Origin of the sequence: Actinomadura barringtoniae (assembly GCF_017573505.1) — a bacterium.
GTDB classification, from domain to species: Bacteria; Actinomycetota; Actinomycetes; order Streptosporangiales; family Streptosporangiaceae; genus Spirillospora; species Spirillospora barringtoniae.
The window spans coordinates 18777-41582 of sequence record NZ_JAGEOJ010000026.1 but is presented as its reverse complement, the minus strand read 5'-3'; the positions used below and the strand labels follow the sequence as shown (position 1 = coordinate 41582).

21 protein-coding genes and 1 pseudogene are annotated in these 22806 nt (G+C 66.4%); 16 read left to right on the top strand and 6 right to left on the bottom strand.

Annotation, left to right across the window (positions count from 1 at the left end; genetic code table 11):
- The first annotated feature begins 28 nt into the window (after positions 1 to 28).
- The 8 genes from J4573_RS45375 to J4573_RS56465 all read left to right on the top strand — a co-directional run bounded on the left by J4573_RS45375 (position 29) and on the right by J4573_RS56465 (position 10107).
- Positions 29 to 904, top strand: a complete 876-nt coding sequence (locus J4573_RS45375; protein WP_279575814.1) for a LysR family transcriptional regulator — start codon at positions 29 to 31, stop codon at positions 902 to 904.
- A gap of 181 nt (positions 905 to 1085) precedes the next feature.
- Positions 1086 to 2507, top strand: coding sequence for an MFS transporter (locus J4573_RS45370; RefSeq protein ID WP_208262594.1), 1422 nt, complete (start codon positions 1086 to 1088; stop codon positions 2505 to 2507).
- On the top strand, positions 2507 to 3076 hold the full coding sequence (locus tag J4573_RS45365; RefSeq protein ID WP_208262593.1) for a TetR/AcrR family transcriptional regulator: 570 nt from the start codon (positions 2507 to 2509) through the stop codon (positions 3074 to 3076). The genes J4573_RS45370 and J4573_RS45365 overlap by 1 nt, the downstream gene beginning before the upstream one ends.
- A 103-nt stretch (positions 3077 to 3179) precedes the next feature.
- On the top strand, positions 3180 to 3884 hold the full coding sequence (locus J4573_RS45360; protein ID WP_208262592.1) for a Clp protease N-terminal domain-containing protein: 705 nt from the start codon (positions 3180 to 3182) through the stop codon (positions 3882 to 3884).
- The gene (locus tag J4573_RS45355) at positions 3881 to 4759 is read left to right on the top strand and encodes an asparaginase (RefSeq protein ID WP_208262591.1); all 879 of its coding nucleotides are present in this window, start codon (positions 3881 to 3883) and stop codon (positions 4757 to 4759) included. The genes J4573_RS45360 and J4573_RS45355 overlap by 4 nt, the downstream gene beginning before the upstream one ends.
- Before the next feature lie 87 nt (positions 4760 to 4846).
- On the top strand, positions 4847 to 7936 hold the full coding sequence (locus J4573_RS45350; RefSeq protein ID WP_208262590.1) for a DEAD/DEAH box helicase: 3090 nt from the start codon (positions 4847 to 4849) through the stop codon (positions 7934 to 7936).
- A gap of 141 nt (positions 7937 to 8077) precedes the next feature.
- Positions 8078 to 8464: an effector-associated constant component EACC1 gene (locus tag J4573_RS45345; protein WP_208262589.1), complete on the top strand. Its 387-nt coding sequence runs from the start codon at positions 8078 to 8080 to the stop codon at positions 8462 to 8464.
- An 11-nt stretch (positions 8465 to 8475) separates the two neighbouring features.
- Entirely contained in the window at positions 8476 to 10107 is a 1632-nt protein-coding gene (locus tag J4573_RS56465; RefSeq protein WP_208262588.1) for a caspase, EACC1-associated type, read from the top strand.
- Positions 10108 to 10131: 24 nt separating this feature from the next.
- On the opposite strand, the gene J4573_RS45335 is transcribed toward J4573_RS56465, so the two are convergent.
- Both J4573_RS45335 and J4573_RS56850 read right to left on the bottom strand, forming a co-directional pair.
- Positions 10132 to 10311 (bottom strand): DUF397 domain-containing protein, encoded by a 180-nt coding sequence (locus tag J4573_RS45335; protein ID WP_208262587.1) that lies wholly within the window; start codon positions 10309 to 10311, stop codon positions 10132 to 10134.
- Between the two features lie 39 nt (positions 10312 to 10350).
- Positions 10351 to 10602: pseudogene (locus J4573_RS56850) on the bottom strand (Scr1 family TA system antitoxin-like transcriptional regulator); the annotation flags it as partial.
- 97 nt (positions 10603 to 10699) lie between these two features.
- Here J4573_RS56850 and J4573_RS45330 point away from each other — a divergent pair.
- From J4573_RS45330 to J4573_RS45320, 3 genes are all read left to right on the top strand, one after another.
- On the top strand, positions 10700 to 11224 hold the full coding sequence (locus J4573_RS45330; RefSeq protein ID WP_208262586.1) for an ATP-binding protein: 525 nt from the start codon (positions 10700 to 10702) through the stop codon (positions 11222 to 11224).
- The gene (locus J4573_RS45325; RefSeq protein WP_208262585.1) at positions 11196 to 11507 is read left to right on the top strand and encodes a hypothetical protein; all 312 of its coding nucleotides are present in this window, start codon (positions 11196 to 11198) and stop codon (positions 11505 to 11507) included. Before J4573_RS45330 ends, J4573_RS45325 begins: the two co-directional genes overlap by 29 nt.
- 65 nt (positions 11508 to 11572) lie before the next feature.
- The gene (locus tag J4573_RS45320) at positions 11573 to 14560 is read left to right on the top strand and encodes a BRCT domain-containing protein (RefSeq protein ID WP_208262584.1); all 2988 of its coding nucleotides are present in this window, start codon (positions 11573 to 11575) and stop codon (positions 14558 to 14560) included.
- A gap of 246 nt (positions 14561 to 14806) precedes the next feature.
- On the opposite strand, the gene J4573_RS45315 is transcribed toward J4573_RS45320, so the two are convergent.
- Positions 14807 to 15460: a TetR/AcrR family transcriptional regulator gene (locus tag J4573_RS45315; RefSeq protein ID WP_208262583.1), complete on the bottom strand. Its 654-nt coding sequence runs from the start codon at positions 15458 to 15460 to the stop codon at positions 14807 to 14809.
- A gap of 86 nt (positions 15461 to 15546) precedes the next feature.
- Between J4573_RS45315 and J4573_RS45310 the strand changes: the two genes are divergently transcribed.
- Positions 15547 to 16335 carry a lipase family protein gene (locus tag J4573_RS45310; RefSeq protein WP_243774648.1) on the top strand — a complete coding sequence of 263 codons (789 nt, stop codon included), beginning with the start codon at positions 15547 to 15549 and terminating at the stop codon, positions 16333 to 16335.
- Positions 16336 to 16378: 43 nt separating this feature from the next.
- On the opposite strand, the gene J4573_RS45305 is transcribed toward J4573_RS45310, so the two are convergent.
- Positions 16379 to 17875: an MFS transporter gene (locus J4573_RS45305; protein WP_243774647.1), complete on the bottom strand. Its 1497-nt coding sequence runs from the start codon at positions 17873 to 17875 to the stop codon at positions 16379 to 16381.
- A 337-nt stretch (positions 17876 to 18212) separates the two neighbouring features.
- Between J4573_RS45305 and J4573_RS45300 the strand changes: the two genes are divergently transcribed.
- A complete protein-coding gene (locus J4573_RS45300) occupies positions 18213 to 19091 on the top strand; it encodes an RNA polymerase sigma-70 factor (protein WP_208262582.1) in 879 nt (292 codons plus the stop codon).
- 73 nt (positions 19092 to 19164) lie between these two features.
- Here J4573_RS45300 and J4573_RS45295 read toward each other — a convergent pair whose 3' ends face one another.
- On the bottom strand, positions 19165 to 19917 hold the full coding sequence (locus J4573_RS45295) for an SDR family oxidoreductase (RefSeq protein ID WP_208262581.1): 753 nt from the start codon (positions 19915 to 19917) through the stop codon (positions 19165 to 19167).
- An 83-nt stretch (positions 19918 to 20000) separates the two neighbouring features.
- On the opposite strand from J4573_RS45295, the gene J4573_RS45290 reads away from it, so the two are divergent.
- The 3 genes from J4573_RS45290 (at position 20001) to J4573_RS45280 (ending at position 22240) form a co-directional block, all read left to right on the top strand.
- Positions 20001 to 20474, top strand: a complete 474-nt coding sequence (locus tag J4573_RS45290) for an RrF2 family transcriptional regulator (protein WP_208262580.1) — start codon at positions 20001 to 20003, stop codon at positions 20472 to 20474.
- A gap of 223 nt (positions 20475 to 20697) precedes the next feature.
- Positions 20698 to 20964 (top strand): hypothetical protein, encoded by a 267-nt coding sequence (locus tag J4573_RS45285; RefSeq protein ID WP_208262579.1) that lies wholly within the window; start codon positions 20698 to 20700, stop codon positions 20962 to 20964.
- A 19-nt stretch (positions 20965 to 20983) separates the two neighbouring features.
- Positions 20984 to 22240 carry an FG-GAP-like repeat-containing protein gene (locus J4573_RS45280; RefSeq protein WP_208262578.1) on the top strand — a complete coding sequence of 419 codons (1257 nt, stop codon included), beginning with the start codon at positions 20984 to 20986 and terminating at the stop codon, positions 22238 to 22240.
- Between the two features lie 10 nt (positions 22241 to 22250).
- Here J4573_RS45280 and J4573_RS45275 read toward each other — a convergent pair whose 3' ends face one another.
- Positions 22251 to 22802 carry a GNAT family N-acetyltransferase gene (locus J4573_RS45275; RefSeq protein WP_208262577.1) on the bottom strand — a complete coding sequence of 184 codons (552 nt, stop codon included), beginning with the start codon at positions 22800 to 22802 and terminating at the stop codon, positions 22251 to 22253.
- Positions 22803 to 22806: the final 4 nt, after the last annotated feature.

Genomic DNA, 22806 nt, shown 5'->3' with positions numbered 1-22806 from the left:
CCAATACACCCTGTGATAACCGTTGGTTATGGACGCCCACCTGCGTGACCTCAGGTACTTCGTCGCCGTCGCCGAGGAGCTCAGCTTCACCCGCGCGGCCGACCGCCTGTTCGTCTCCCAGCCCGCCCTCAGCAAGCAGGTCCGCGCCCTGGAGGAGCAGCTCCGCGTCCGCCTCTTCGAACGAGACCATCGCAGTGTCACCCTGACGGCCCCCGGCGCCGCCCTCCTCCCCGCCGCCCGCGAGCTCCTCCAGCGCTGGAACGAGGCGCAACGCGAGATCAGCGACGCCGCCGCCTCCGACGCCGCCCGCCTCACTGTCGGCATGTCGACCAGCGTCGGCCGCGGCCTCCTCTCCACCATCCGGGCCCGCTTCGCTGAACGCCGCCCGAACTGGCAGCTCCACATGCGCCAGATCAACTGGGACGACGCCACCGCGGGCCTGTCCACGGGCGAGGTCGACGTCGCGTTCATCTGGCTTCCGGTCCCGAACCAGGACCAGTTCAACGTCCGCGTAGTGGCCACGGAGCCCCGCTGGGTCGCCTTCCCCGCCGACCACTGGCTCTCCACCCGCGACGAGGTCGACTTCAAGGAGCTCCTGGGCGAGCCGTTCCTCGCCCTCCCCGAGACCGCGGGCCCGCTCCGCGACTACTGGCTGGCCCTGGACGCCCGTTCCGGCAACCCGCCCCGAATCGCAGGCACGGTCACCAACGCCGAGGAGACGTTCGCCGCCATCGAAGGCGGCGCCGGCATCACCCTCCTGGCCTCCGGCAACGCCGCCATCTACGGCCGCGCAGGCGTGAGCGCCATCCCTGTGACCAACCTGTCCCCAAGCGAACTCGCTCTCGCCTGGCGCCCAGACGACCACCGCTCCGTAATCCGAGACCTAGTAGAAGCCCTCACCTAACAACGCACCTCCGCGCGTCCACTCCGCGCGTCCACTCCGCGCGTCCACTCCGCGCGTCCACTCCGCGCGTCCACTCCCGGGCGCACGCTCCGCGCGACCCCGTTGACAACCGGAATCAAGCTTCCGTATCGTCCGGCACTTTAAACGGAACCGGAGTTCGACTTCCTGTTAGGTGATCCGCATGCGCAAGGGCCTAGCCCTCTCCCTCCTGGTCGCCGTCCAGTTCGTCCTCATCCTGGACGCCTCGATCGTCAACGTCGCCCTCCCCGCCATCGGCCGCGACCTGCACTTCGATCAGGCCGACCTGTCCTGGGTGGCGAACGCCTACACCCTCACGTTCGGCGGCTTCCTCCTCCTGGGCGGCCGAGCCGCCGACCTGGCCGGCCGCCGTCTCCTCTTCATGAGCGGCCTGGCCCTCTTCACCGCCAGCTCACTAGCGGGCGCCCTGTCTCCCAACTCCGCCGCCCTGGTGGGAGCCCGAGCCGCGCAAGGCCTAGGGGCGGCCCTGGTTGCCCCCGCCGCCCTAGCGCTGATCATGACGCTCTTCGAGTCAGGCGCTGAACGCAACCGAGCCCTGGGCCTCTTCGGCGCAGTAGCAGGCGCAGGCGGCGCCACCGGAGCAATCCTCGGCGGCCTGCTCACCGACTGGTTCGGCTGGGAAGCGGTCCTCCTGGTCAACGTCCCCATCGGTGCGGCCGCGATCGCCCTGGCCCCCGTACTGCTCCCCGAAGCAGCCGACCGCAACGTCCAAGGCTTCGACCTCTTCGGCGCCCTGACCATCACCGCAGGCCTGGCCCTCCTCGTCTACGCCCTGGTCGACGCCAACAACCGAGGCTGGACCTCACCCCAGACCTACACGCTGATCGCCCTAGCCCTTTTCCTGGTAATCACGTTCATCACCATCGAAGCCCGCGCCCAGCACCCCCTCGTCCCCCTGCGCATCTTCCGAGACCGCACCCTCCTGAGCGGCAACGTGATCGCGCTGCTGACGACCATGGCCATCTTTCCGATGTTCTTCGTGCTGACGCTCTACCTGCAGCAGATCCTCGGATACGGCCCGATCAAAGCAGGCCTGGGCCAACTGCCCATCGCACTCGCGATCGCGGCCGGTGCCGCCCTGGGCGCCCAGCTGGTCAGCCGCCTGGGCGCCCGCATCCCCATCACCCTCGGCCTGGCGCTAGCCGCCGCCGGCCTGGCCTGGTTCTCCCAGATCTCTCCGAACGGTGCCTACCTCACCGACGTCCTGGGCCCATCCCTCATCACAGGAATCGGCGGCGGCATCCTCTTCGTGGCAACAACCATCGCCGCCACGACATCCGCATCCGCCTCCGAATCCGGCCTGGCCTCCGGCGTCATCAACACGACCCAGCAGATCGGCGGAGCCCTGGGCCTGGCGATGGCCGTAGCGGTCTCCTCAACCGTGACCGGCCACAACCTCACGCCACAATCCCTGAACGACGGCTTCCAAGCCGCGGTGCTCACCAGCGCCGCAATAGCCCTGGCCGGCATCGCCCTCGCACAACTCCTCACCCCACCCCGTTACGATGCAGAACGCACCGAGGAGCCGCACGACATCGAGGTGAGCCAGAACAGTGTCGAGTGATGCCTGAACCCGATCGCCCCCTACGCGCCGACGCTCGTCGCAACCGCGAGCGGATCATGGCTTCCGCCGGAGTGCTCTTCGCCCGCCGCGGCCGTGAAGCGCAAATGGAGGAGATCGCCGCCCACGCGGGCCTAGGCATCGGCACCCTCTACCGACACTTCCCGACCAAGCAGGACCTCCTCACCGCCATGGTCCGAGAACGCTTCCGAGGCATGGCCGACATCGCCCGCCGCGCCGCCGAGATCTCCGACCCCGGCGAGGCCTTCGAGACCCTCCTCCGCGACTATTGCGAAGCCGCCGACGGAGACAGCGCCTTCCAGTTGGCGCTCATGGGCTCCGAAGAGATCGGCTTCGAAGCCCTGGAAGACCAGAAGGCCGAGTTCGCCGACCTGACCGCCCGGATCATCACCCGAGCCGTCGACGCAGGCCACATCCGCGCCGACTTCACCCTCGACGACTTCCCGGTCCTGACCTCCGGCGTGATGTCCACCATGTACTTCAAACCAGGCGGAAACCCAGACTGGCGCCGCCACCTGGAGATCGTCCTAACCGGCCTAAGAACCCGCTGACCAAACTCCTCCCTCGCCCCGCCGGGCCTCCCTCCACTGACCCCTCTAGCTGTACTAACCCCACTGGGGTTACATTGGGGTCATAGTCAATCAAGGAGGGGCCATGCCCAAGATCAACGTCTATCTCCCAGACGACCTGGCCGAGTCCGTCAAAGAAGCCGGCATCCCCGTCTCGGCCGTCTGCCAGCGAGCCCTGGAGTTCGCCGTACGCCGAGTAACAGCCATCCGCGAAACAATCCTGGGCGACCTGGACGACGAGCCCACCGGCGCCATGGCTCACTTCACCGCCAGAACGAGAGCCGTCCTGAAACAAGCCGCCAACGAGGCCAACACCCCGAGAATCGGCACCGACAACCTCCTCGCGGCCCTGCTCAACGAGGGCACCAACCTGTCCCTCCACGTCCTCCGAGCCATGGAGATCGACCCGGCCCAAGTCCTTGCCGACCTAGCCCGCCGCCCCGCCGAACCCCACCCCGAAACCGACAAGGGCCCCTTCAACGCCCCCGCCGCCAACGCCCTAGAACAAGCCGTAACCGAGGCCATCTCCCTGGGCCACAACTACGTAGGCTGCGAGCACCTTCTCCTAGGCCTATCCACGGAACCCGACGGCGTAGCAGGCCAAGTCCTCCGCTCCCTAGGCGCCGACCCCAAACTGGTCCGCCGAGCCGTAACCGCCGCCCTAGCCGGTTACGTCCACCTAAGAGCCGAAAGCCAGCCCACCCCCGCCCAAGCCCTGACCGCCGCCCTAGAGCCCCTAACCCAGCGCATCACCCGCCTAGAAGAACACCTCGGCCTGACCAGCTCATGAAGCGCATCCTCATCCTCGCGACCAACGACCCGGCCTACCCAGACGAAGCCCTCCCCGCCCAGGTCACAGTCGAGCACGTCCTAGCCGAACCCAGCTGGGACACCTCAACAGCCACAATGCTCACCCTCGCCCGCCGCACAAGGTCAGCACTCCTAGAAGACTTCGACGGCGTAGTGATAACCCACGGCCCAGACACAGTCGAAGAAACCGCCTACCTGACAGACCTCTTACTAGGCCCCGCCGCATCCCAAGGCGCCGTCATCTTCACCACCACACCCAACGACCTACCCGCATCCCTAACAGCCGCGGCAGCCCCCGCCCTACAAGGCGCGGGCGCCCTAGTCTGCGCAGCCACCCACCTACACGCAGCCCGCTACGTCACCTACACCGACGCCACTACCCCGACAGGCTTCTCCTCATCCCCCCACCTCCACCTAGCTCAGATCACCCAAGACCGAATAGACCTGCTAGCTCCGCCCCCACCGCCCCACCCGAAAACCCCACCAGAACCAGAACCCAACGTCTCCCTGCTAAAGACCTACCCGGGCATAGACCCCGCCCTCCTGACAACCCTCGTAGACGCCGGAGCCCGCGGCATAGTCCTAGAAGGCACAGGCCAGGGCAACATCCCAGTCACCCTCTTCACCACCATCAGCGACCTAACCGCGTGGGACATCCCCGTAGTGATCGCCTCACGCTCCCAAACAACCACCACACCCCTAGACGACCTCCCCTACGAGATCGGCCTAGCCGCCAAGGTCGGCGCCATCGGCGCCAGAGGCCTACCTCCCACCAAGGCCCGCATAGCCCTAATGGCAGCCCTAGGCAACGGCGGCGGTCTAACCGCCGCCCACTCCTGGTTCGCCACCCTCTAGCTTCGGAGGATTGGCAAGCGTGGTTCCGTTCGTCCGGGCTTGGCCATTGAGGAGGGCGGCCTATCGCCGCGCACTAGGGTGGGCGGCATGAGCGAGGTTGCTCCCGGGGTTTACGAGACCGTTGTTACTGAGGAGCTTCAGCGCCGGTTGCGGGAGATTGATCCAGCGCTCGTTGAACGGACTGGGCTGGAGAAGCTCGACGCCGAGGAGATGCTCGTCCGCCACGTTGCGACGTTGACTCGGCGGGCCTTGAAGATCGCGGGTGAGCGAGAAGGCGGGCTGAAGGACCAGGTTGAGGCGGCCAACCAGATCGCGCAGGCGATCGCGAGTGTTGCTGAGGGTGCGAGCACTCCGGACGATCAGCTTGTAGGACTTGAGGCGCTGCTCGGGGTCGCCAGAGCTCGGCTCCCCGACGGGTCAGTCAGTTTTCCCGTAAGGCCTGACATCCCGCTCTCGGCGAGTGCGCTCCTGGTGAACGGACGGGACCAGCCACAGATCGGCCGTGAGGTGGCCAAAGAGCTGGCCACGGCGGACCACGTCGATCTGCTGATCGCGTTCATCAAGTGGCACGGCCTGAGGTTGATCGAGGACGAGCTAAGCGCGTTCCTAGAGCGGGGTGGAACGCTTCGGGTCATCACGACCACATACATGGGGGCGACCGAGGCGCGTGCCGTCGATCGGCTGGTCGAACTCGGTGCTCAGGTAGCGATCTCGTACGAAACGCGGCGCACGCGCCTGCACGCCAAGGCATGGCTGTTCCGGCGCGCATCCGGGCTGGACACGGCCTACATTGGGTCGTCCAACCTCTCGCGAACGGCTCTACTTGACGGTGTCGAGTGGAACATGCGGATCTCGGCCCACGAGCAGGCCCATCTCATCGACACGTTCGCGGCCACGTTCGAGGAGTACTGGAACGACCCGGCGTTCGAGGCCTACGACCCGGAGGAGGATGGCGCCCATCTCCGAGAGGCGCTCGGGTCAGCGCAGACCGGGCCGGCCTTGCAGATCGCCAACATTGACGTTCGGCCGCATCCTTACCAGCAGGAAATCCTGGACGAGCTCGACGCCGTTCGAGAGGTCCACGGGCACTGGCGCAACCTGGTCGTCATGGCGACCGGCACGGGCAAGACCGTCGTGTCTGCACTGGACTACCAACGGCTGCGGCGCCAGGGCAAGGTTGATTCGCTGCTGTTCATCGCGCATCGCAAGGAGATCCTCGAACAGAGCCTCACGACGTTCCGCACGGTGCTCAAGGACGGCTCGTTCGGCGAACTCCTCGTTGACAGCAAGCGTCCCGCAGAGTGGAAGCACGTCTTTGCCTCGATCCAGTCCCTGAATCGGCTGTCGCATCTCACGCCGGATCGCTTCAGCATGGTGATCGTCGACGAGTTCCATCATGCGGCGGCGGCCAGCTACAGCGGGCTTCTCGATCACATCGATCCGGTCGTTCTGCTGGGGCTGACCGCGACTCCGGAACGGCCTGACGGCGACGACATCCTGCACTGGTTTGACGGGCGCAAGCCGGATGTCGAGCTGAGGCTGTGGGAAGCACTCGAACGCGGTTACCTCGTGCCGTTCCACTATTTCGGCATTCACGATGACGTTGACCTGACCGGGGTGACGTGGCGGCGAGGACGGGGTTACGACGCGAACGAGCTGACCGAGCTCTACACCAATGCCAAGACCCGCGTCGACATGATCGTCAAGGCGTTGATCGACAAGCTGGGCAACGTGTCGTCGATGAAGGCCGTCGGTTTCTGTGTCAGCATCCAGCACGCCCGGTACATGGCAGAACAGTTCGCCTTCCGCGGCATCCCGGCGCGCGCCGTCACCTCGGCCCTCAACAGCGAGGAACGAGCGGATGCCTTGAAGGAACTGCGAGCCGGTTCGATCAACGCGGTCTTCACCGTTGACCTGTTCAACGAGGGCGTGGACGTTCCAGACATCGACACCGTGCTCTTTCTGCGGCCAACCGACAGTGCCACTGTCTTCCTGCAACAGCTCGGCCGCGGGCTGCGGCTGACCCCCGACAAGCCCGTGCTGACCGTCCTGGACTTCGTTGGTCACCAGCACAAGGAGTTCCGCTTCGATCGCCGCTTCACCGCGCTGACCGGGATCTCGCGCGGACGGCTGTCGGACGAGGTGGAGGCGGGCTTCCCGACCCTCCCACCGGGGTGCGCCATTGACCTGGACCGTGAGGTCAGCAAGATCGTTCTGGACAACATCAAACGGTCGCTGGCGTTCCGCGTCGACGACGTCATCGCAGAACTGCGAGACATCGGCGACGTTCCGCTTCGCGACTTCCTGGACCAGTCCGGTCGCGAACTGGAGGACCTCTACGCCAACAGGCGAGGCGGCTGGGCGAGGCTTCGTCGCGGCGCCGGCTTCGACGAGCATCCGCCAGTCAACCTCCAGCAAGACCAAGAGGCCGGCGCAGCCATCGGTCGCTTGCTGCACGTCGACGATCCAGAACGGCTCGGCTTCCTCAGAGAGGCCTTGGCATCGACGAACGTTCCGAGTTGGCACTCGTTGGACGAGCGGCAACAGCAGATCATGGGGATGCTGCACTCGGCGATCGACCCAAGCCAGCCGTTCAGCATGGCCGAGCAGAACCTCGCGCGCATCTGGCGGAACGTCGCACGCCGCGAGGAGCTAGGCCAGGTCGTCGACGTTCTCTGGGACCGCATTCATCGCGTCACTCCGTCCGTGCCGGAGGTCGCCCACCTGCCGCTGCACCTGCACGCCAGCTACAGCAAGGACGAGCTGCTCGCTGCGTTTGGCGTTGAACGCACGCGTTCGTGGGTGCAGGGCGTGCGATGGATCGAGCCGCAGCGAGCAGACGTGTTCATGGTGACGATCAACAAGACGGAGAAGGGCTTCTCCCCGAGCACCATGTACAACGACCGCGCAATCAGCCCGACGTTGTTCCAGTGGGAGTCCCAGAGCAACACGCGTGAGAACTCACGCGACGGTCAGCGCTACATCCACCACGTGGACCGCGGCTCGGCTGTGCACATGTTTATTCGCGAGACGAAGGCCGGAGCGCCGCCTTACCTCTACGCCGGGCCGATGACGTACGTCAGCCATGAAAGTGAGCGGCCAATGCGGATCCTCTGGGAACTGGCGCATCCGCTACCGGCCGATGTCTTCCACTACGCGAAGGTGAGCACTGGCTGACCTCGGCGGGATCGGCGTTTACCTTCCCCGCAACCGCCGATCGCTTTGGGGTACACAGGTACTGCCACGTGTTCCGGTATCTCTTCACATTGAGCCGATCTTTCTGCCAGCATCCCGGTTCATGGCGAAATGGGGGACCTTGTGAAGTTGATCATTCGGGTTGAGGGTGCCGATACCGAGGCCGAGCTGAATTCGCTGTACAGGTGGCTGCGCGACGAGGACGAGTTGCGCGGTGTTGCCCGCCTGAACCTGGTCAACGCGCCGCCAGTAGCAGGGGAGATGGGCGGCACGCTTGAAGCCATCCAGGCCGTCTTCGACTCTGGGATGGAGGCAGGCTCGCTCGCCGTGGCGCTCATCTCCTGGTTGGAGTCCCGACGCCACCGCCGCAGCGCGCAACCTGCTGAGCCTGCACCACCGACCCGGCCAGAGCTGATCCTGGCCAGCGGCGACAGCGAGTTCGCGGCTACTGACGCCTCTCCTGAGGAGATCAAGCAGTTCCTCGAGACGTCCGACGACCACCTCTCGTAAAGCGGACTCTCGTGAAGCAGCCCGATCCGCGCGCGTCGCGCGCCGTTCTCATCGGCACCGCCGAGTATGAGTACCTCCCACAGTTGCCTGCCGTCGCCAACAACCTTGTCGATATGAAGCAGGAGTTGACGCGCCCTGAGGTCTGGGGGCTTGCTCCGCAGCATTGCGAGGTCGTTCTTGGCCCCAAAGATGCCCGGGAGATGCTGAGCCCGGTCACTCAAGCAGGGCGGGAGGCGACCGAAGTTCTGCTGGTGTACGTAGCCGGCCATGGGCTTCGAGATGACCAAGGCAATCTCCTTCTAGGCCTCCCGTATGCCGAGGACGACGCGGACACTTATGAGTACACGGCCGTCGCCTATGACCAACTGCGGCGGACCATGCGGCGTACCAGCGCTAAGTACCGCATCGTCATCCTGGATTGCTGCTACAGCGGCGCCGCCATCAACACCATGGGTTCCGGTGACATAGCTGCGCAGACACCGATCGCAGGAAGCTATGTATTGGCCTCAGCGCCACCCAACAGGCAATCGATGGCTCCGGAGGGAAAGCGGCTAACCGCGTTCACTAATCAACTCATCGATGTCATCCGGGACGGCATCGCGGAGGGCGACAAGCTCCTCACTCTCGACGCGATCTTCGGCCATATCTACAACCAACTGAGGTCTGAGGGGCTCCCTAAGCCGTGGCAGCAAGACAACAACAGTGCCGGGCAGCTTCCCCTCCTCAAGAACCGTGCTCTCGCTAGTCAGTCCACGCCGCCCGGCTACGGCGAGATTCCCGGTGTTAACGAGGGAACGCTCTTCGCTAGTCGACAAGACCTCCACGAGGCTCACGTGCATAGGCCGTTGCAGGCCGGCATCTGCGGCCGCAGGTCTGAGGGTGGCGCCGAGTCAATCGTGGTCTCTGGCGGATACGTCGACGACGAAGACCACGGCGACGTCATCATCTACACCGGCCATGGCGGCCAAGATGAGCGGAACCATCAGGTCAGAGACCAGAGCCCCACTGACTCCGGCAATGCTGCCCTCATTGCCAGCATCACAAGCCGCTATCCAGTGCGAGTGATCCGGGGCGCTGGCGGGGACTCCGACCACTCTCCACCTGTCGGGTTCAGCTATGACGGTCTCTACACGGTGGAGAGCTACTGGGCTAAGAAGAGCATCGACGGTCCCCGGATCATTCAGTTCCGGCTTGAGAAGATGCGGGAAGGCAGACCCCCGGTCGTACCCACTGGAACGCCCGGTGATCGGGCCGGCGTCGACCTGACGCGATGGGAGCCGGCCTCGCTCGGCGTCTATCGAGACCGTCGCGTCGCCGCCAAGGTCTGTCGCGCACACGCCTACCAATGCCAGATCTGCGGGCTCGTTCTGGAGACTCCCGACGGCTTTAAGATCACCCCAACTACGCACCTGAAAAGCCTGGCCGTCCCGCACAGGGGTCCCGACATCCCAGCGAACGTGTTGTGCCTATGCCCCACCCACCGAGTCCAGTTCGACCTCGGCATGATCACGATCGACGATGACCTCACGGTGATCGACGAGACTGCCAAGGTCCCCCTCGGCAAGCTGGCCGAGGCCAGCCAGCACAAGGTGGGCCTGGAGTACATCCGCTACCACCGCAGCCTCTACCGGCGAGAAGCTTGAAGTGAGGCTTCCCGGGGAAGCCGGTCAAGACTTCTTGATGACTTCCAGGAAGTGGCCGAAATCTGCGCGCGAAATCAGGAGCTGCGGACCTCTGGGTTCTTTACTGTCACGTAGTGCGACCAGTTCGCTTCGACCGGCAACCTCGATGCAGTTGTCTCCTGCCTCGCTGCTTCGAGTGGCTTTGCGCCAAGTCAGGTCGTCCATCGGTCGAGTAGTACCTCTCGCATCCGTTCTCGCGTGTCGTCAGGCGTAAGGGCGTTGGCCTGGAGCCTCGCGAACGTGGCGGAAACCCACTTGGCGAAGCAGAACCGTCTCATCCATGACCACCCAGACCGTGGGAGGTCGTTCTTTCGTCAGGAGAGCCTGCCGCGACAGCCGACTCTGTACAGAGGTACGCGAACGCAGCAACGTCTCGGCATAGCGTTCGGTCTGGAACAGCCCGTAGATCAAGCGATGCTCGTACGAACGGAGCATCACTGCCGTCGACTCAGCGCGCGGGAAACTTGTGAAGTAGCGCGGGTAACGGTGCTCTTAAGTAGGTCGTCCCAGGCTTCAGCCAGGGCGCCGCCCGTGTTGAGCGCGCGGTCCCTTCTTGGCCGATCGGTTCCGGTCATGGGGCATCGAGAATGACTACTTCGCGCGCCTTGTTATCTCGGAACTGGTGACGAATGCATGGCGCCACGGTAAGGGCGAGATCGTGGTGCGGGTCGCCCATGACGGGTGCGGACCCCTGATTCAGGTCCGCGACGACAGCCCGGAGCTGCCCGAGGCGCGGCATGAGGACCATTCGGCCGAGGACGGCCGAGGCCTGATCACGGTCGCAGATCTCACGACCGAGTGGGGCGTTCGTCCGTGTGAAGACAGCGGAAAGATCGTATGGGCCCGCCCGAGACGGGACTCGACGTTCCGTGACCCGGCCGTGCACCATGCGCAGATGCCGCTCCAGCCCCAGGAGCAGGGCGATCCAGGCACGTTGCTCGCGTTCGGCGGCTGGTGGGAGCCGTCAGGGATTGTTCGCCGGTGGGCTGTTGGCTGTTGGGGGCAGGTCGGTACGTTGCGGGTGACTTTGGCGGTGGGTGGGAGGCGCTATGCGGCGGGTGTTGTTGCTTGGGCGTAGTGAAGCTGTGGTGGAAGCGGCGCGGGCGGGGGCTGCTGGGGCTGCGTTCGAGATCGTTGGTGGGACTGGGCTGGACGATCTGCGGGCGGTGTTCGCTCAAGGGCCGGTCGCGCACGTGATTATGGGGGCGGGGCTCGATCTGGAGACTCGACTGGCGGTGATCCGGGAGATCTTTGAGACCAGCGACGTGACGACGGTGCACATGAAGGACAGCGAGTCGGGGGCTGAGGGCTTTCTGCCGTTCATCCAGGCGGTTCTGGGTGGGCTGGAGGGTTGGGTCTAGGGCGCAGCCGGGGATTTCGGGTTTGTGGGGGTGTGGCTTCGTGGCGGCGGTAGGGTCTCGTGATCATGAAGCTGCGTGGGCGCACGGTCGTGTTGTTCGGGGACTTTCGGGAGATCGAGAGGCGGTCGGCGATACGGCGGCTTCAGGCGCTTGGTGCACTGGTGGCGCATGAGGTGACCGAGGAGACCGATCTGATTTTCCTCGGGCCTGGGGAGCGGGGGCCGATTCCTCGGACTGATGTGATGCTCCGGACGCCTTATCTCAATGAGGACGCCTTGATTGGGATGCTGGAGCGGGAAGAGGGGGTTGCTCCGGAGGGCGTGGCTTCGGGGTTTTTCTTGGCGGCTTCGGAGGTGGCGGGGGCGCGGGACTCGGGGGAGTTGTACGCGCTGCTGGACGGGGCTGATTGGGCGGCTGTTGCGCCTGAGCGGGATGGTTTGGTGCTGCGTGATCGGCTGGTTGAGCTGGAGCGCGATGAGGGCGTGACGGATGCGCATCGGCTGGCTACGCGGAAGTTGATTGAGGCTGGGGTTGCGGAGCTTCAGCAGCCGTACGGGCATGACACGGAGATCGTTGCTCATGCGATCAGCCCGGACGGGCGGTATTTGGCCACTGGGAGTTGGGTCGGGGACGACTACGACGCGGGTGGCGTTCTGCAGATCTGGGAAGTTGCCAGCGGGCGGTGCGTTAATGCTGTGCGTTATGTGGCTGGTGGGGTTGGGTGGCCGGGGTATCGGCACGCGATCCAGTGGTCGGCGGACTCGTCTCGGATCGCTATGGCGCACCGCACGAACATGGTGGGGGTGTGGAGCTTTGAGGGTGAGCTTCTCGCGACCGTTGATGTGTCGGACGGCAATTCTCGGCCGTCGGAGTACGCGCTCTCGCCTGATGGGCGCAGTGTCTACTTCCACTGCGGAACGAATGGGGACGGCGGGCTGCAGGGGTGTGTCGTTCCGGTGGATCGTGGGCGGCTGAGCTGGCTGCCCAATCACGTGGAGAGCGACCATCCGTATTTGATGGCGCGACAGCTGCCCGAGAGGGTTCGGGAGGACTTCGCTGAGCGTGATCAGGGGGATGAGGAGTGGAAGGTCGGGCAGTGGATTGATGAGCCTGTGTGGTCGCCTGATGGGAGCCGGCTGTACGGGAGTAACGCGATCTGTGTGGATGCCGAGTCGCGTGAGGTGGTTTGGTATGCGCCTGGCAAGTTCGCTCGGCTTAGTCCGGACGGGAAGCTGGTCGCTGCAGTCAGTCGGCGTGGGTTGTTCTTGCGGGAGGCCGATAGTGGGCGGATTCGCTGTGGGCCGTACGCGTTGGGGAAGCCCGTCGCGCTGTTTTGGGCGCCTGGGCGGGCCGTCAATCGGCTTGCTGTTCTGACTCCGCCTACGGGCACTGCGGAGACGGGAGGCGTTCATGTCTTTGATGACGATCGCCTGGTCTTTAGTGCTGAGGTTCCGCATTCGGGGTGGGAGGAACGGGAGGGCGACCACAATGCTTGGGCCTGGGCTCCGGGTGGGGAACGGGCTGCATTCCTGACCATCGTGGGGGTCGTCGAGGTCTGGTCGTTCGAGGATTCGGCTCGGCCGGAGCTGGTGCAGAGCGTGCCGGCTGGGGGCGCGGACGCCGTTTACTGGGGCGCGGACGACACGTTGGTGCTGCTCGACGACGTGGTGATGCAGTTCGTCAAGGTCGAGACCGGCGAGGTCGTGGGGGACTTCTACTCGCTGTACGTTCCGCCGGGACCGCGTCCGGTGGAGGGTGAGCTCGTCGAGTTGTTGGCGGGCCGGACGTTCGCCCTTGATGAGGACGACTGGGCGATGATCCTCCAGCCCGATGCAGTGATCGCTCCGGAGGGCAGTGAGGACGAGCTGGACGACCTGCTCGCCTGGGGGATCGGGGCGCGGCACGCCTGGCCTGTGCGGTGGGGCGAGCTGCGCGTTCTGCCGGACGCCCTGACCGCCGCCGACGTTCTGGACTCCGAGGACGGCGAGCTCCTCCGCGCTTATCGAGAAGAGCTGGAGGAGATGGAGGAGGCGGACGGCGAGTCCGTGGAATGGCCACCGGAGAATACGGCCAGCGTTGATGAGTTGTTTGAGGTCGCGCGTCGTTCGCTCGTTGATCTCGACCCGTACAGCTGGGGCTATCACATCGGCGAATACCTGCGGGCGGCCGCTCGGCTGCGGGCGCGGTACGGCGAGGCCGAGGCGGCGATGACTCTGGTCGGTGACATTCCTGAGGCGGCGGAACGGCTCGCCGCGGCATCCGATGTCGCGACCATTCTTGCCCGGGCGGGGGACCTCCGTTCTGCGGGTGCTGCGTTCTCGCTTGCGCAGTCGCTGTTCCCATCGGTGGATCAGAAGATGTTCCAGGCCGACAGGTCGGCCTCGTTCGGCGCGGCGTTCCAGGCGCTGGGGCATGCGGGTGACGCCGAGCAATGGTTCCGGCATGCGCGAACGTCCATCACGGTCGAGCCCAATCCCTGGGAGGACCACATCGCGGTCATGCACTCGCTATTGGAGTGCGGGCGCGACGACCTCGTGCGCGTTCTGCTGAACGATCGCGCCGCGCATCCGGTCGGCAGCTTCTTCTCGGAGGCGGAGTGGCTGGTGTACCTGCTCCGCACCGGTCGGCTCGATCTGGCGCGCGCGTTTCAGGGCCTGCCTGGGTGGGACGTTCCGTACGAGGTGCTGACGGTGCTTGCCGAGCTTGGACGGTCTGACCTGCTGGAGACCTGGGGCGACCATAACTGGGCGGTTGATGACGAGCTCGTTGAGCTGGCTCAGCAGGGCATCCCGCCGTCACGGCCGCCGACGCCGAGTGACCAGGACGTTCACGATCTGGCCAAGCGCTACGCCGAGATTCAGGGGATATCGCACGCACAGCGTGAGCATCCGATCAAGGAGCTGATCGAGAGCGCTGCGCGGTGCGGGCATATCTCCGCCGTCCTCGACCTCCTGGAGCTGCTGCCCGACCGCGGTGACTTCAACGATCGTCCCTCGTCGTCGTTCGGCGCGATCTGGCTTCTCTATACCGGCTTCAACCGGCCGCCGTTCTAGGTCATCCAGATCGGTACGGGGGGCGAATACCTTGCGACGGAAGGACTACGCGTGCCCGCTCTTGGAGCGGGCGGTGGGAGGTACCTGATGCGCAAGACCGTGATGGTGATCGCCACCCTCATCGGCGTTCTGCTCGCGCTCCTGGCTCTCGCCGGCAGCGCCGAGGCAGCCACTGCCATTGAGTACGGCCTGATCGCTGCCCCTTGAGCGAATCTGCCGGCCGGAGGGTTGGCCGCCGACTGAAGGTTAGTCGGCGGCCAGCTCTTGCAGGAACTGGTGGTAGATGGTGTTGAACATGTCGGTGCTGGTCCTGCAGATGTCGTCGATGGTGCCTCCGCTGTGACCTAGCAGCCATTCGCCTGCCAGGTCGGCCACGCCGCCGACGAGAATGGTCACGCCCATCTCGATGCGGGTGCTGCGGGGGGTGGAGAGAGACTCGGTGAGCAGGGTGATGATCAGTTCGTAGAACTGGTGCCTGACCTCGTGGCGGCGGGCTTCGGCCGTGGGGCCGCCGCGGAAGATCTCGACGAAGATGAGGCGGCCGGCGCGTTCGTCGGCCAGGACCTGGTGAACGTAGGCGTCGATGCTCGCCTCGACCATGTCCTCGATGCGGGGGCCCGCGGCGGCCACGGCATTGAGGACCGCCCCTTGGAGGCGCTGGATCTGGACGTCGTAGACGGCCAGGAGCAGCGCCTCGCGGTCGGCGAACGACTCGTAGAAGAAACGCCTGGCCACTCCCGCCTGGCGGCAGATGTCGACGACGGTCGTGTCGTGGTAGCCGACCGTTCCGAAGAGGTCCAGGCCGGTCTGCAACAGGCGCTCGCGGCGGTTCGCCTCGCGCTCGTGCCCGTCCATGCCCTGGTAGCGGCGTTTGCTGTTGCTCGCTGCTATCTCGGCCATGCGGTTTCTATCCTCGATTTTCTTTTTTCCTCCTCGTGCGCCCTGCCACAGTGAGGCGCCATCACATCAGGAACACGGTGTTCTCGATGAGCCCGAGGAGGAAGAGCGCGGAGGCCATCAACGTGTTCGCGGCCCTGAGTCTAGGCGCCGCGATGCTCGTCCCAACGCTGAGCGGCGTCGCCGTAGCCGATCCGGGCGGATGTACGGCCAGCGAGGCCGACATCTACAAGCCCCCCGCCAGCGTGACCGGCAACCCCGGCGACATCCTCGCCTGCCGCCCCACGCAGCTGACGTTCGTGCCGAACGCCCCGAACCTGCACGTCTGGAAGATCCAGTACGTCACCACCGATGCAAAGGGAGCGAAGGTCGCGGCCTCGGGCACCGTCGCCATTCCCGACGCGGCCTGGGACAAGGGCGGCTCCCGGCCGACCATCAACTACGATCCGTTCACCCACGGGTCGGGATCGTCCTGCTCGCTGTCCAAGCAAATGACCACCGGCTTCCAGGACCAGTTCGAGGCGCCGAACCTTTCGGCCTTCCTCGGCCAGGGCTGGGCGCTGGCGGCGACCGACGGGGTCGGCTACCTGGACGGCCAGACCCACCTGTATGTGAACGGCAAGGCCAACGGCCCGGCCTCCCTCGACATCGTGCGGGCCTCCCGCAAGATTCCCGACCAGATCCCCGGAGGAGCGCTGGCCGCCGACGGCAAGGTCGGCATCACCGGCTACTCCGAGGGCGCCAACACCTCCGCGTGGGCCGCGCAGCTCGCTGCCTCGTACGCGCCCGAACTCAAGGTCGTGAGCCCGCCCGCGCTCCACCCACCACCCGCCCGCGGCCCGAGCGCGGGTACGAGCGCGGGTACGAGTGCGGCGTGATCAAGGAGGACCCGAGTCCTTGATCACGCCGCGCTCGTGGTCGTCAGGGGTGGGCGGGCAGGGGGTTGGGCTCGGGGATGAGCTTCGCGTCTTCGGCGGTGGCGGGCTGGGGGCGCGGGGTGTTCATGACGGCGGCGACGATCAGGGCGCCGACGATGATGATCCCGGCGGCCCAGGCGCCGGCGGTGGAGAAGCCTTCGACCACGGCCTGCTTGGCGATCGCGGGAGTACGGCCGTGCGAGGCGATGTAGTCGGCGGTCGCGCTGGTGGCGATGGTGTTGAGGAGTGCCGTGCCGAGCGAGCCGCCGACCTGCTGAGAGGTGTTGACGGTGGCCGAGGCGACGCCCATGTCGTTCATCGCCACGCCGTGGGTGGCGTAGTTCATGGCGGGCGGCATGATCAGGCCTGAGCCGAGGCCCAGCAGGAGCTGGGCGACCAGAACGCCGCTCGCGTAGCTGGTGGTGGGGTCGAGCGTCTGCATCCACAGCATGCCGGCGGCGCAGACGAGCATGCCGGGGACGATCAGCGTCCGCGGCGGGAGCTTGGGCATGAGGCGGCTGGTGAGCCCGGCGGCCGACACCAGGACCGCGACGGCCATCGGGAGGAAGCCGACACCCGTCTTGACCGGCGAGTATCCCTTCACGACCTGCAGGTAGTACGTCATGAAGAGGAACGCGCCGAACATCCCGATGACCGACAGCGCGACGGCGAAGTAGGCGCCGCCTCGGGTGCGGTCGGTGATCACGCGCAGGGGGAGGAGCGGCTGCCGTACGCGGCTCTCGACGAAGAAGAACGCGGCGAGCAGCACGGCGCCGGCGGCCAGCAGGCCGGTGACCTTCGCCGAACCCCAGCCGTCGGCCTCGGCGCGGCTCGTGGCGTACACGATCGAGACGAGACCGGCCGTCACCAGAACGACGCCGGGGATGTCGAAGCGGGCCTTGTCCTCGCGCCGCGAGTCGGTCAGGATCGCGTACCCGCCGATGGCGGCGACGACGGCGATCGGGATGTTGACGTACAGGCACCAGCGCCAGTCCAGGTACTCGGTCAGCGCGCCGCCTGCCAGCAGCCCGATCGCGCCGCCCGCGGCGGTGATGCCACCCCAGATGCCGAACGCCTTGGCACGGTCCTTCTGCTCGGTGAACGTCACGCTGAGCAGGGACAGCGCGGACGGCTGGAGCAGCGCGCCGAACGCACCCTGCAGGGCACGGGCGGCCAGCAGCATCTCGGCGTTCTGCGCCGCGCCGCCGAGCGCCGACGCGGCGGTGAAGCCGACCAGCGCGATCAGGAACGTGCGCTTGCGCCCGACGCTGTCGGCGATGCGGCCGCCGAGCAGCAGCAGGCTGCCGAACGCCAGGGAGTACGCGGTGATGACCCATTGCCGGTCGGCGTCGGAGATCCCCAGGTCTCGCTGTATGGACGGCAGCGCGATGTTCACGACGGTGGCGTCCAGAATCAGCATGAGCTGGGCCAACCCGATGAAGAACAGCGCGACCCAGCGGCGCGACGAGGCCGCGGGGGCCTGCGCCTCCATGGTTGCCATGAGTGTGTCCTTACTCGTGTTCCTTAGATGCCGCACGGGTCCTTCTCGGATCGTTCGCGCAGCGTCCTGACGAACACGAGACGGTGGCCGCCCTACGCCCATAACAGGCCGTGACGTGTGACCTATGCCACCGCATGCCGATGTCACAAAGCCGCAGTGTGCGTCGTCTCGTGCATACGGGATAAGAGCGCGGCGGCTTAGGTGGGAGTCAGGCATGAGCAAGCGCAGCGAGCAAACGACAAACCCTGCCGAGCAAGCAGCGAACCCTGCCGAGCAAGAGACGGGCCCTGCCGAGGAAGCGGCAAGCCCTCCCGAGGCGTTCGAGGGCGACGGCGTGATGGATCCCGCTACCGAGGCGTTCGTGGCCCATCGCAACCTGCTCTTCACCGTTGCCTACGAGATGCTCGGCTCGGTCGCCGATGCCGAAGACGTTCTGCAGGAGACCTGGCTGCGCTGGGGGACCGTCGACCTGGCGACCGTACGGAATCAGCGCGCGTTCCTAGTACGCATCACGACCCGCCTGGCGCTGGACCGGCTGCGTGTGCTCGGCCGTCGTAAGGAGTCCTACGTCGGACCGTGGCTGCCCGAGCCCCTGCTGACCGCGCCCGACGTGGCCGAAGACGTCGAGCTGGCCGACAGCGTCTCGATGGCGATGTTGCTGGTCCTGGAGACGCTCGCTCCTACCGAACGGGCTGTCTTCGTTCTCCACGAGGTGTTCGACCTGAACTACGTCGAGATCGCCGGCGCCATCGGCAAGAGCCACGCCGCGGTCCGCCAGATCGCCTACCGGGCACGCGCGCACGTCGCGGCCCGGCGTCCGCGCGACGTCATCTCCCAGGCCGACACCAGGGCCGCACTCGAAGCGTTCCAGCGAGCGGTCGAGACCGGCGACCTGCAGAGCCTGGTCGACATCCTCGCGCCGGACGTCGTCGCGCTGACCGACGGAGGCGGGGTCAAGCAGGCCGCACTACGGCCCATCGTGGGCGTCAGCAAGGTGGCCCAGGGCCTTGCCATCGGCCTGAAGAACTTCGGCCTCAACGACTCTCTGGAACCGGTCCAGATCAACGGCTGCCCAGGGCTCATCGTGCGCCGCGATGGAGAAATCGACGCCGTCATAGCGATCCGCATGGACGGAGGCCTCATCACTGGCCTCTACGGCGTCCGCAACCCCGCCAAGCTTTCCCGCATCAAGCAAGAGACAGTCCTGGCCCGCTGACCTGCAACCGTCAGCAGGCCAGTCGCCGCCACCGAGTGCGCCAGTGGGTGTCGGTGGGCGAGCGAGCCCGCTCTTACCCCTGGTTCCCCTGCGTCGCGAGCCATTCGTCGAACGTGGTCGGGGCGATGCGGGCGCCCTCCCCGGGAAGCATCGTGTTCCCGGCCATCTCGACTCCGAACAGCGAGGACCAGGTCGGTACGAGCTTGACCTTCACGCCACGGGCGTCGTTCGTGCGGCGTGCCATGTCCACCATGTCCTGCGGCTCGGGTCCGGCGACGTCGACATAGCGACCCTGCGGCGAGCCCGTCGCGATCTCAGCCAATACGTCGGCAACGTCCTGCGGCGCGATCGGCTGCAGGAGCAGGGGAGCGACCGAGGCGGCGCCGTCCTGGGTGGTCCACATGGCCACCATCGCGGCGAAGTCGTGGAACTGCGTGGCCGGAACGATCGTCCACGGCACCGAGCCCTCGCTCACGAGCCGTTCCTGCTCACGCTTGCCCGCGTAGTGGGCGTTCCCCTCCACGCGATCGACGCCGGCGATCGACAGCAGCACGTGGTGCCGTACGCCCGCCCGTTCCGCAGCGGCGAGCAGGTTCCGCGTGATCGTGCCGAAGTAGTTGACCGCCTCATCCCGGTCGGTCGCGCCGGAGTTGGTGGCGTCGACGACGACCTCGACCCCGGCCAGGGCGGCGTCGAGACCGTCGCCCGTGGTCAGGTCCACGCCGAGCGACCGGCTGATGCGCACGACGTCATGTCCGCCCTGCTCCAGGACCTCGGCGGTGAGCTTCCCGATGTTCCCGGTGGCGCCCGCGATGGCGATTCGCATGAGATGTCCTCCCGTTTCGCTGAACGACGCCAACCTATCACGGACAAAATAGGTCCCTAATGTCTCCGTTATACTCGGGGACCGTGAAGCTGCCTGCGAGCACCGAGTGGGTCCTGCACTGCGCCACGACGCTGGCCCAGCTGGAACCGGGCGAGACCGCGTCCACCGCCCAACTGGCGCAGTACTACGACCTGCCCGCGCCCTACCTCGCCAAGCAGCTGAAGGCACTGGTCAAGGCCGGAGTCCTGGCCGCCACCACAGGCCCCCGAGGCGGCTACCGCCTGGCCCGCCCCGTCACCGAAATCACACTCCTGGACATAGTCGAGGCCCTGGACGGCGCGTCCTCGCCGTACGAATGCCGCGAGATCCGCCAGCAGGGCCGCGGAGCGCTACGTCCCGAAGACTGCCGCGACACCTGCGTTCTGGCCGCCCGCATGGGCGACGCCCACCAGGCCTGGCGAGCCAGCCTCGCCGGAGTGGCCCTGGCCGAGATCCTCGCCGACATCCCCGCGACCGCCCCGTCCCGAACCCGCTCCATCCTCCGAGACACCCCTTAGTCCAGGGCGGCGAACGCACGTCACCCCACGTTCGCCGATCATGCGGACGCTTGATCGTCCGCAACGGATGCCACGGTTTCTGGCCTTCCTCGGCCAAGCTCCCGACCTGCGATAACGAGGCGGGAAATGGCAGCTTCCGTCCTTGTTGATCACGTACGTCTCACCGGCCCCCGTCGGCTTCGTCGAGACAGTCACATCTTGGGGAGCATCGGGTGGCACAGGGATGGCGCGGGCTGAGCACGGCCGCGGTACTGGTGTCGTTGGTATCCACCGGAGTGTCCGCGGCACCCGCGACCTCAGCCTTGGCAGCGCCCACGGCCTCGGCGTCCGCCTCTGCCTCAGCGGCACCCGCAGCCTCAGCCTCGCGGGCGGCCTCAGCCTCGCGGGCGGCCTCAGCCTCGCGGGCGGCCTCAGCCTCGCGGGCGGCCTCAGCCGCGGCGGCAGCGGCAACCAGCGGCTACGTCAGGCCGAGCTCAGACTTCAACGGTGATGGCTTCCAGGACCTGGTCGTGAAGTCGAGGTCCGGCCCGAACGGAGGCGTCGCCGCGGGCCACATCACCGTTCTGTACGGTTCCAAGAGCGGACTCCGCAAAGACCGGCGTCAGAGCCTGAACCAAGACTCACCCGGGGTTCCCGGAGTGAGCCGGGCGTACATCAACTTCGGCGTCAGCACCGCCGCCGGCGACTTCAACGGCGATCACTTCGCGGATCTCGCGGTCGGCGCGTTCACCGAACGCACCCCCGCCGGAGTGGACGCTGGAACGATCACCGTCTTCTACGGAAGCGCCAAGGGCCTGGGCCGAGCCATCGCGTTCACCGAGCCGAACGCGGGCGCGTACGGTCACTGGGGCGCCCACCTGGCGGCCACCGACATCAACCGCGACGGACGAGCCGAACTGGTGATCGGCGGCGGAGCCGAGGCCGCCACCCACATCGGATGGTTCCCCTCCCAGCCAGGCCGCCCCGCCTACACCGTCCTGCCCGAACCGCAGTACTACTACTCGATGGACGTGGTGGCGGGTGACATCACCGGGGACGGCTATGGCGATGTGATCGTCACCAACGCCGGGGAGAAGATGGCCGTCTACCTCGGCGGCCCCAACGGGCTTGGTCCGCGCCAGCAGGAGCAGTACCTCGCGGCCACCAGCCTTGCCCTCGGGGACATCAACGGTGATGGCCGAGCCGACCTTGTCGCCGGACAAGGGACATGGGGACGAGGCGGCGCGATCAAGGTGTTCCTGGGTGCGCCCAAGGGCCTGCAGACGCGGCTCACCATCACCCAGAACACACCCGGCGTTCCCGGTCAGGACCCGGGCCGCGGCGGGTTCAGCGACGAGTTCGGCGCCGACGCCGCCGTTGGGAACGTCAACGGAGACCGCTACGCGGACGTCGCCATCGGGGTCCCCGAAAGCCACATCGGCCGGAAGCTGGGAGGCTACGGCGCCGTGGTGATTCTCAAGGGCGGTCCCAAGGGCCTCATCACCTCAGGCGCCCAGTACATCCACAAGGACACCAAGGGCGTTCCCGGCACACCCCAGTCCGGCGGCCGATTCGGCGGAGCCGTCTCCCTGGTCGACCACAACCGCGACGGCAAGGCCGACCTGGTCGTAGGAGGCTGGGGCGAGAACCACTCCATGGGTGGAATCTGGCTCTTCACCGGAACCAAGGCCGGAGTCTCCACAACGGGTACCCGCTTCATCAGCCCCCGCGACGTCGCCGCCCCACTCAAGCCGAATCCCGAATTCGGATTCCGCCTCTCCAACTAGACGCAGAGGCTCAGACCCCTCGCGTCCTTACGTGGAGATGGGCTTCGCGAGGGAAGTCCGGTGGTGCAGGGGGTAGCAGCCCGCTCAGCTCGTACCGGCACTTCATCGCAACGCGACAGGACGCGATGTTGTCCACCTGATGGAGGAGCGCAAGCTTCTCCATCTCCTCGAACGTGCTGAACGCCCACTCCGTCAAAGCCAGCACCGCCCTGGGCGCCACACCCTTGCCCCGGGCATGTGCTGCAGTCCAGTAACCGACTTCCCCCGACGGCGCCCCATCCTCTGAACGCCTGAGGACGACGTGCCCCACAAGCCGTTCAGCATCCCCAGAGGCCAACGGCTCCACCACCGCCAGCCCAAAGCGATCCCCGGCCTCCCACCCTTCCCCCTGCTTGCGAATCCACTGCGCCGCCCCAGCCACATCCTCAACGGTCGCACTGGTCCAGCGGCGCAAGGCCTCATCGCGGTAGAGCCCCACCAACTCCTCAGCGTCCGCCGTTTCCCAGCGCCGCAAGAGAAGCGCCGGCCCCGCAGGAGTAGCGCTTACGTCGATCACCGCCATACCC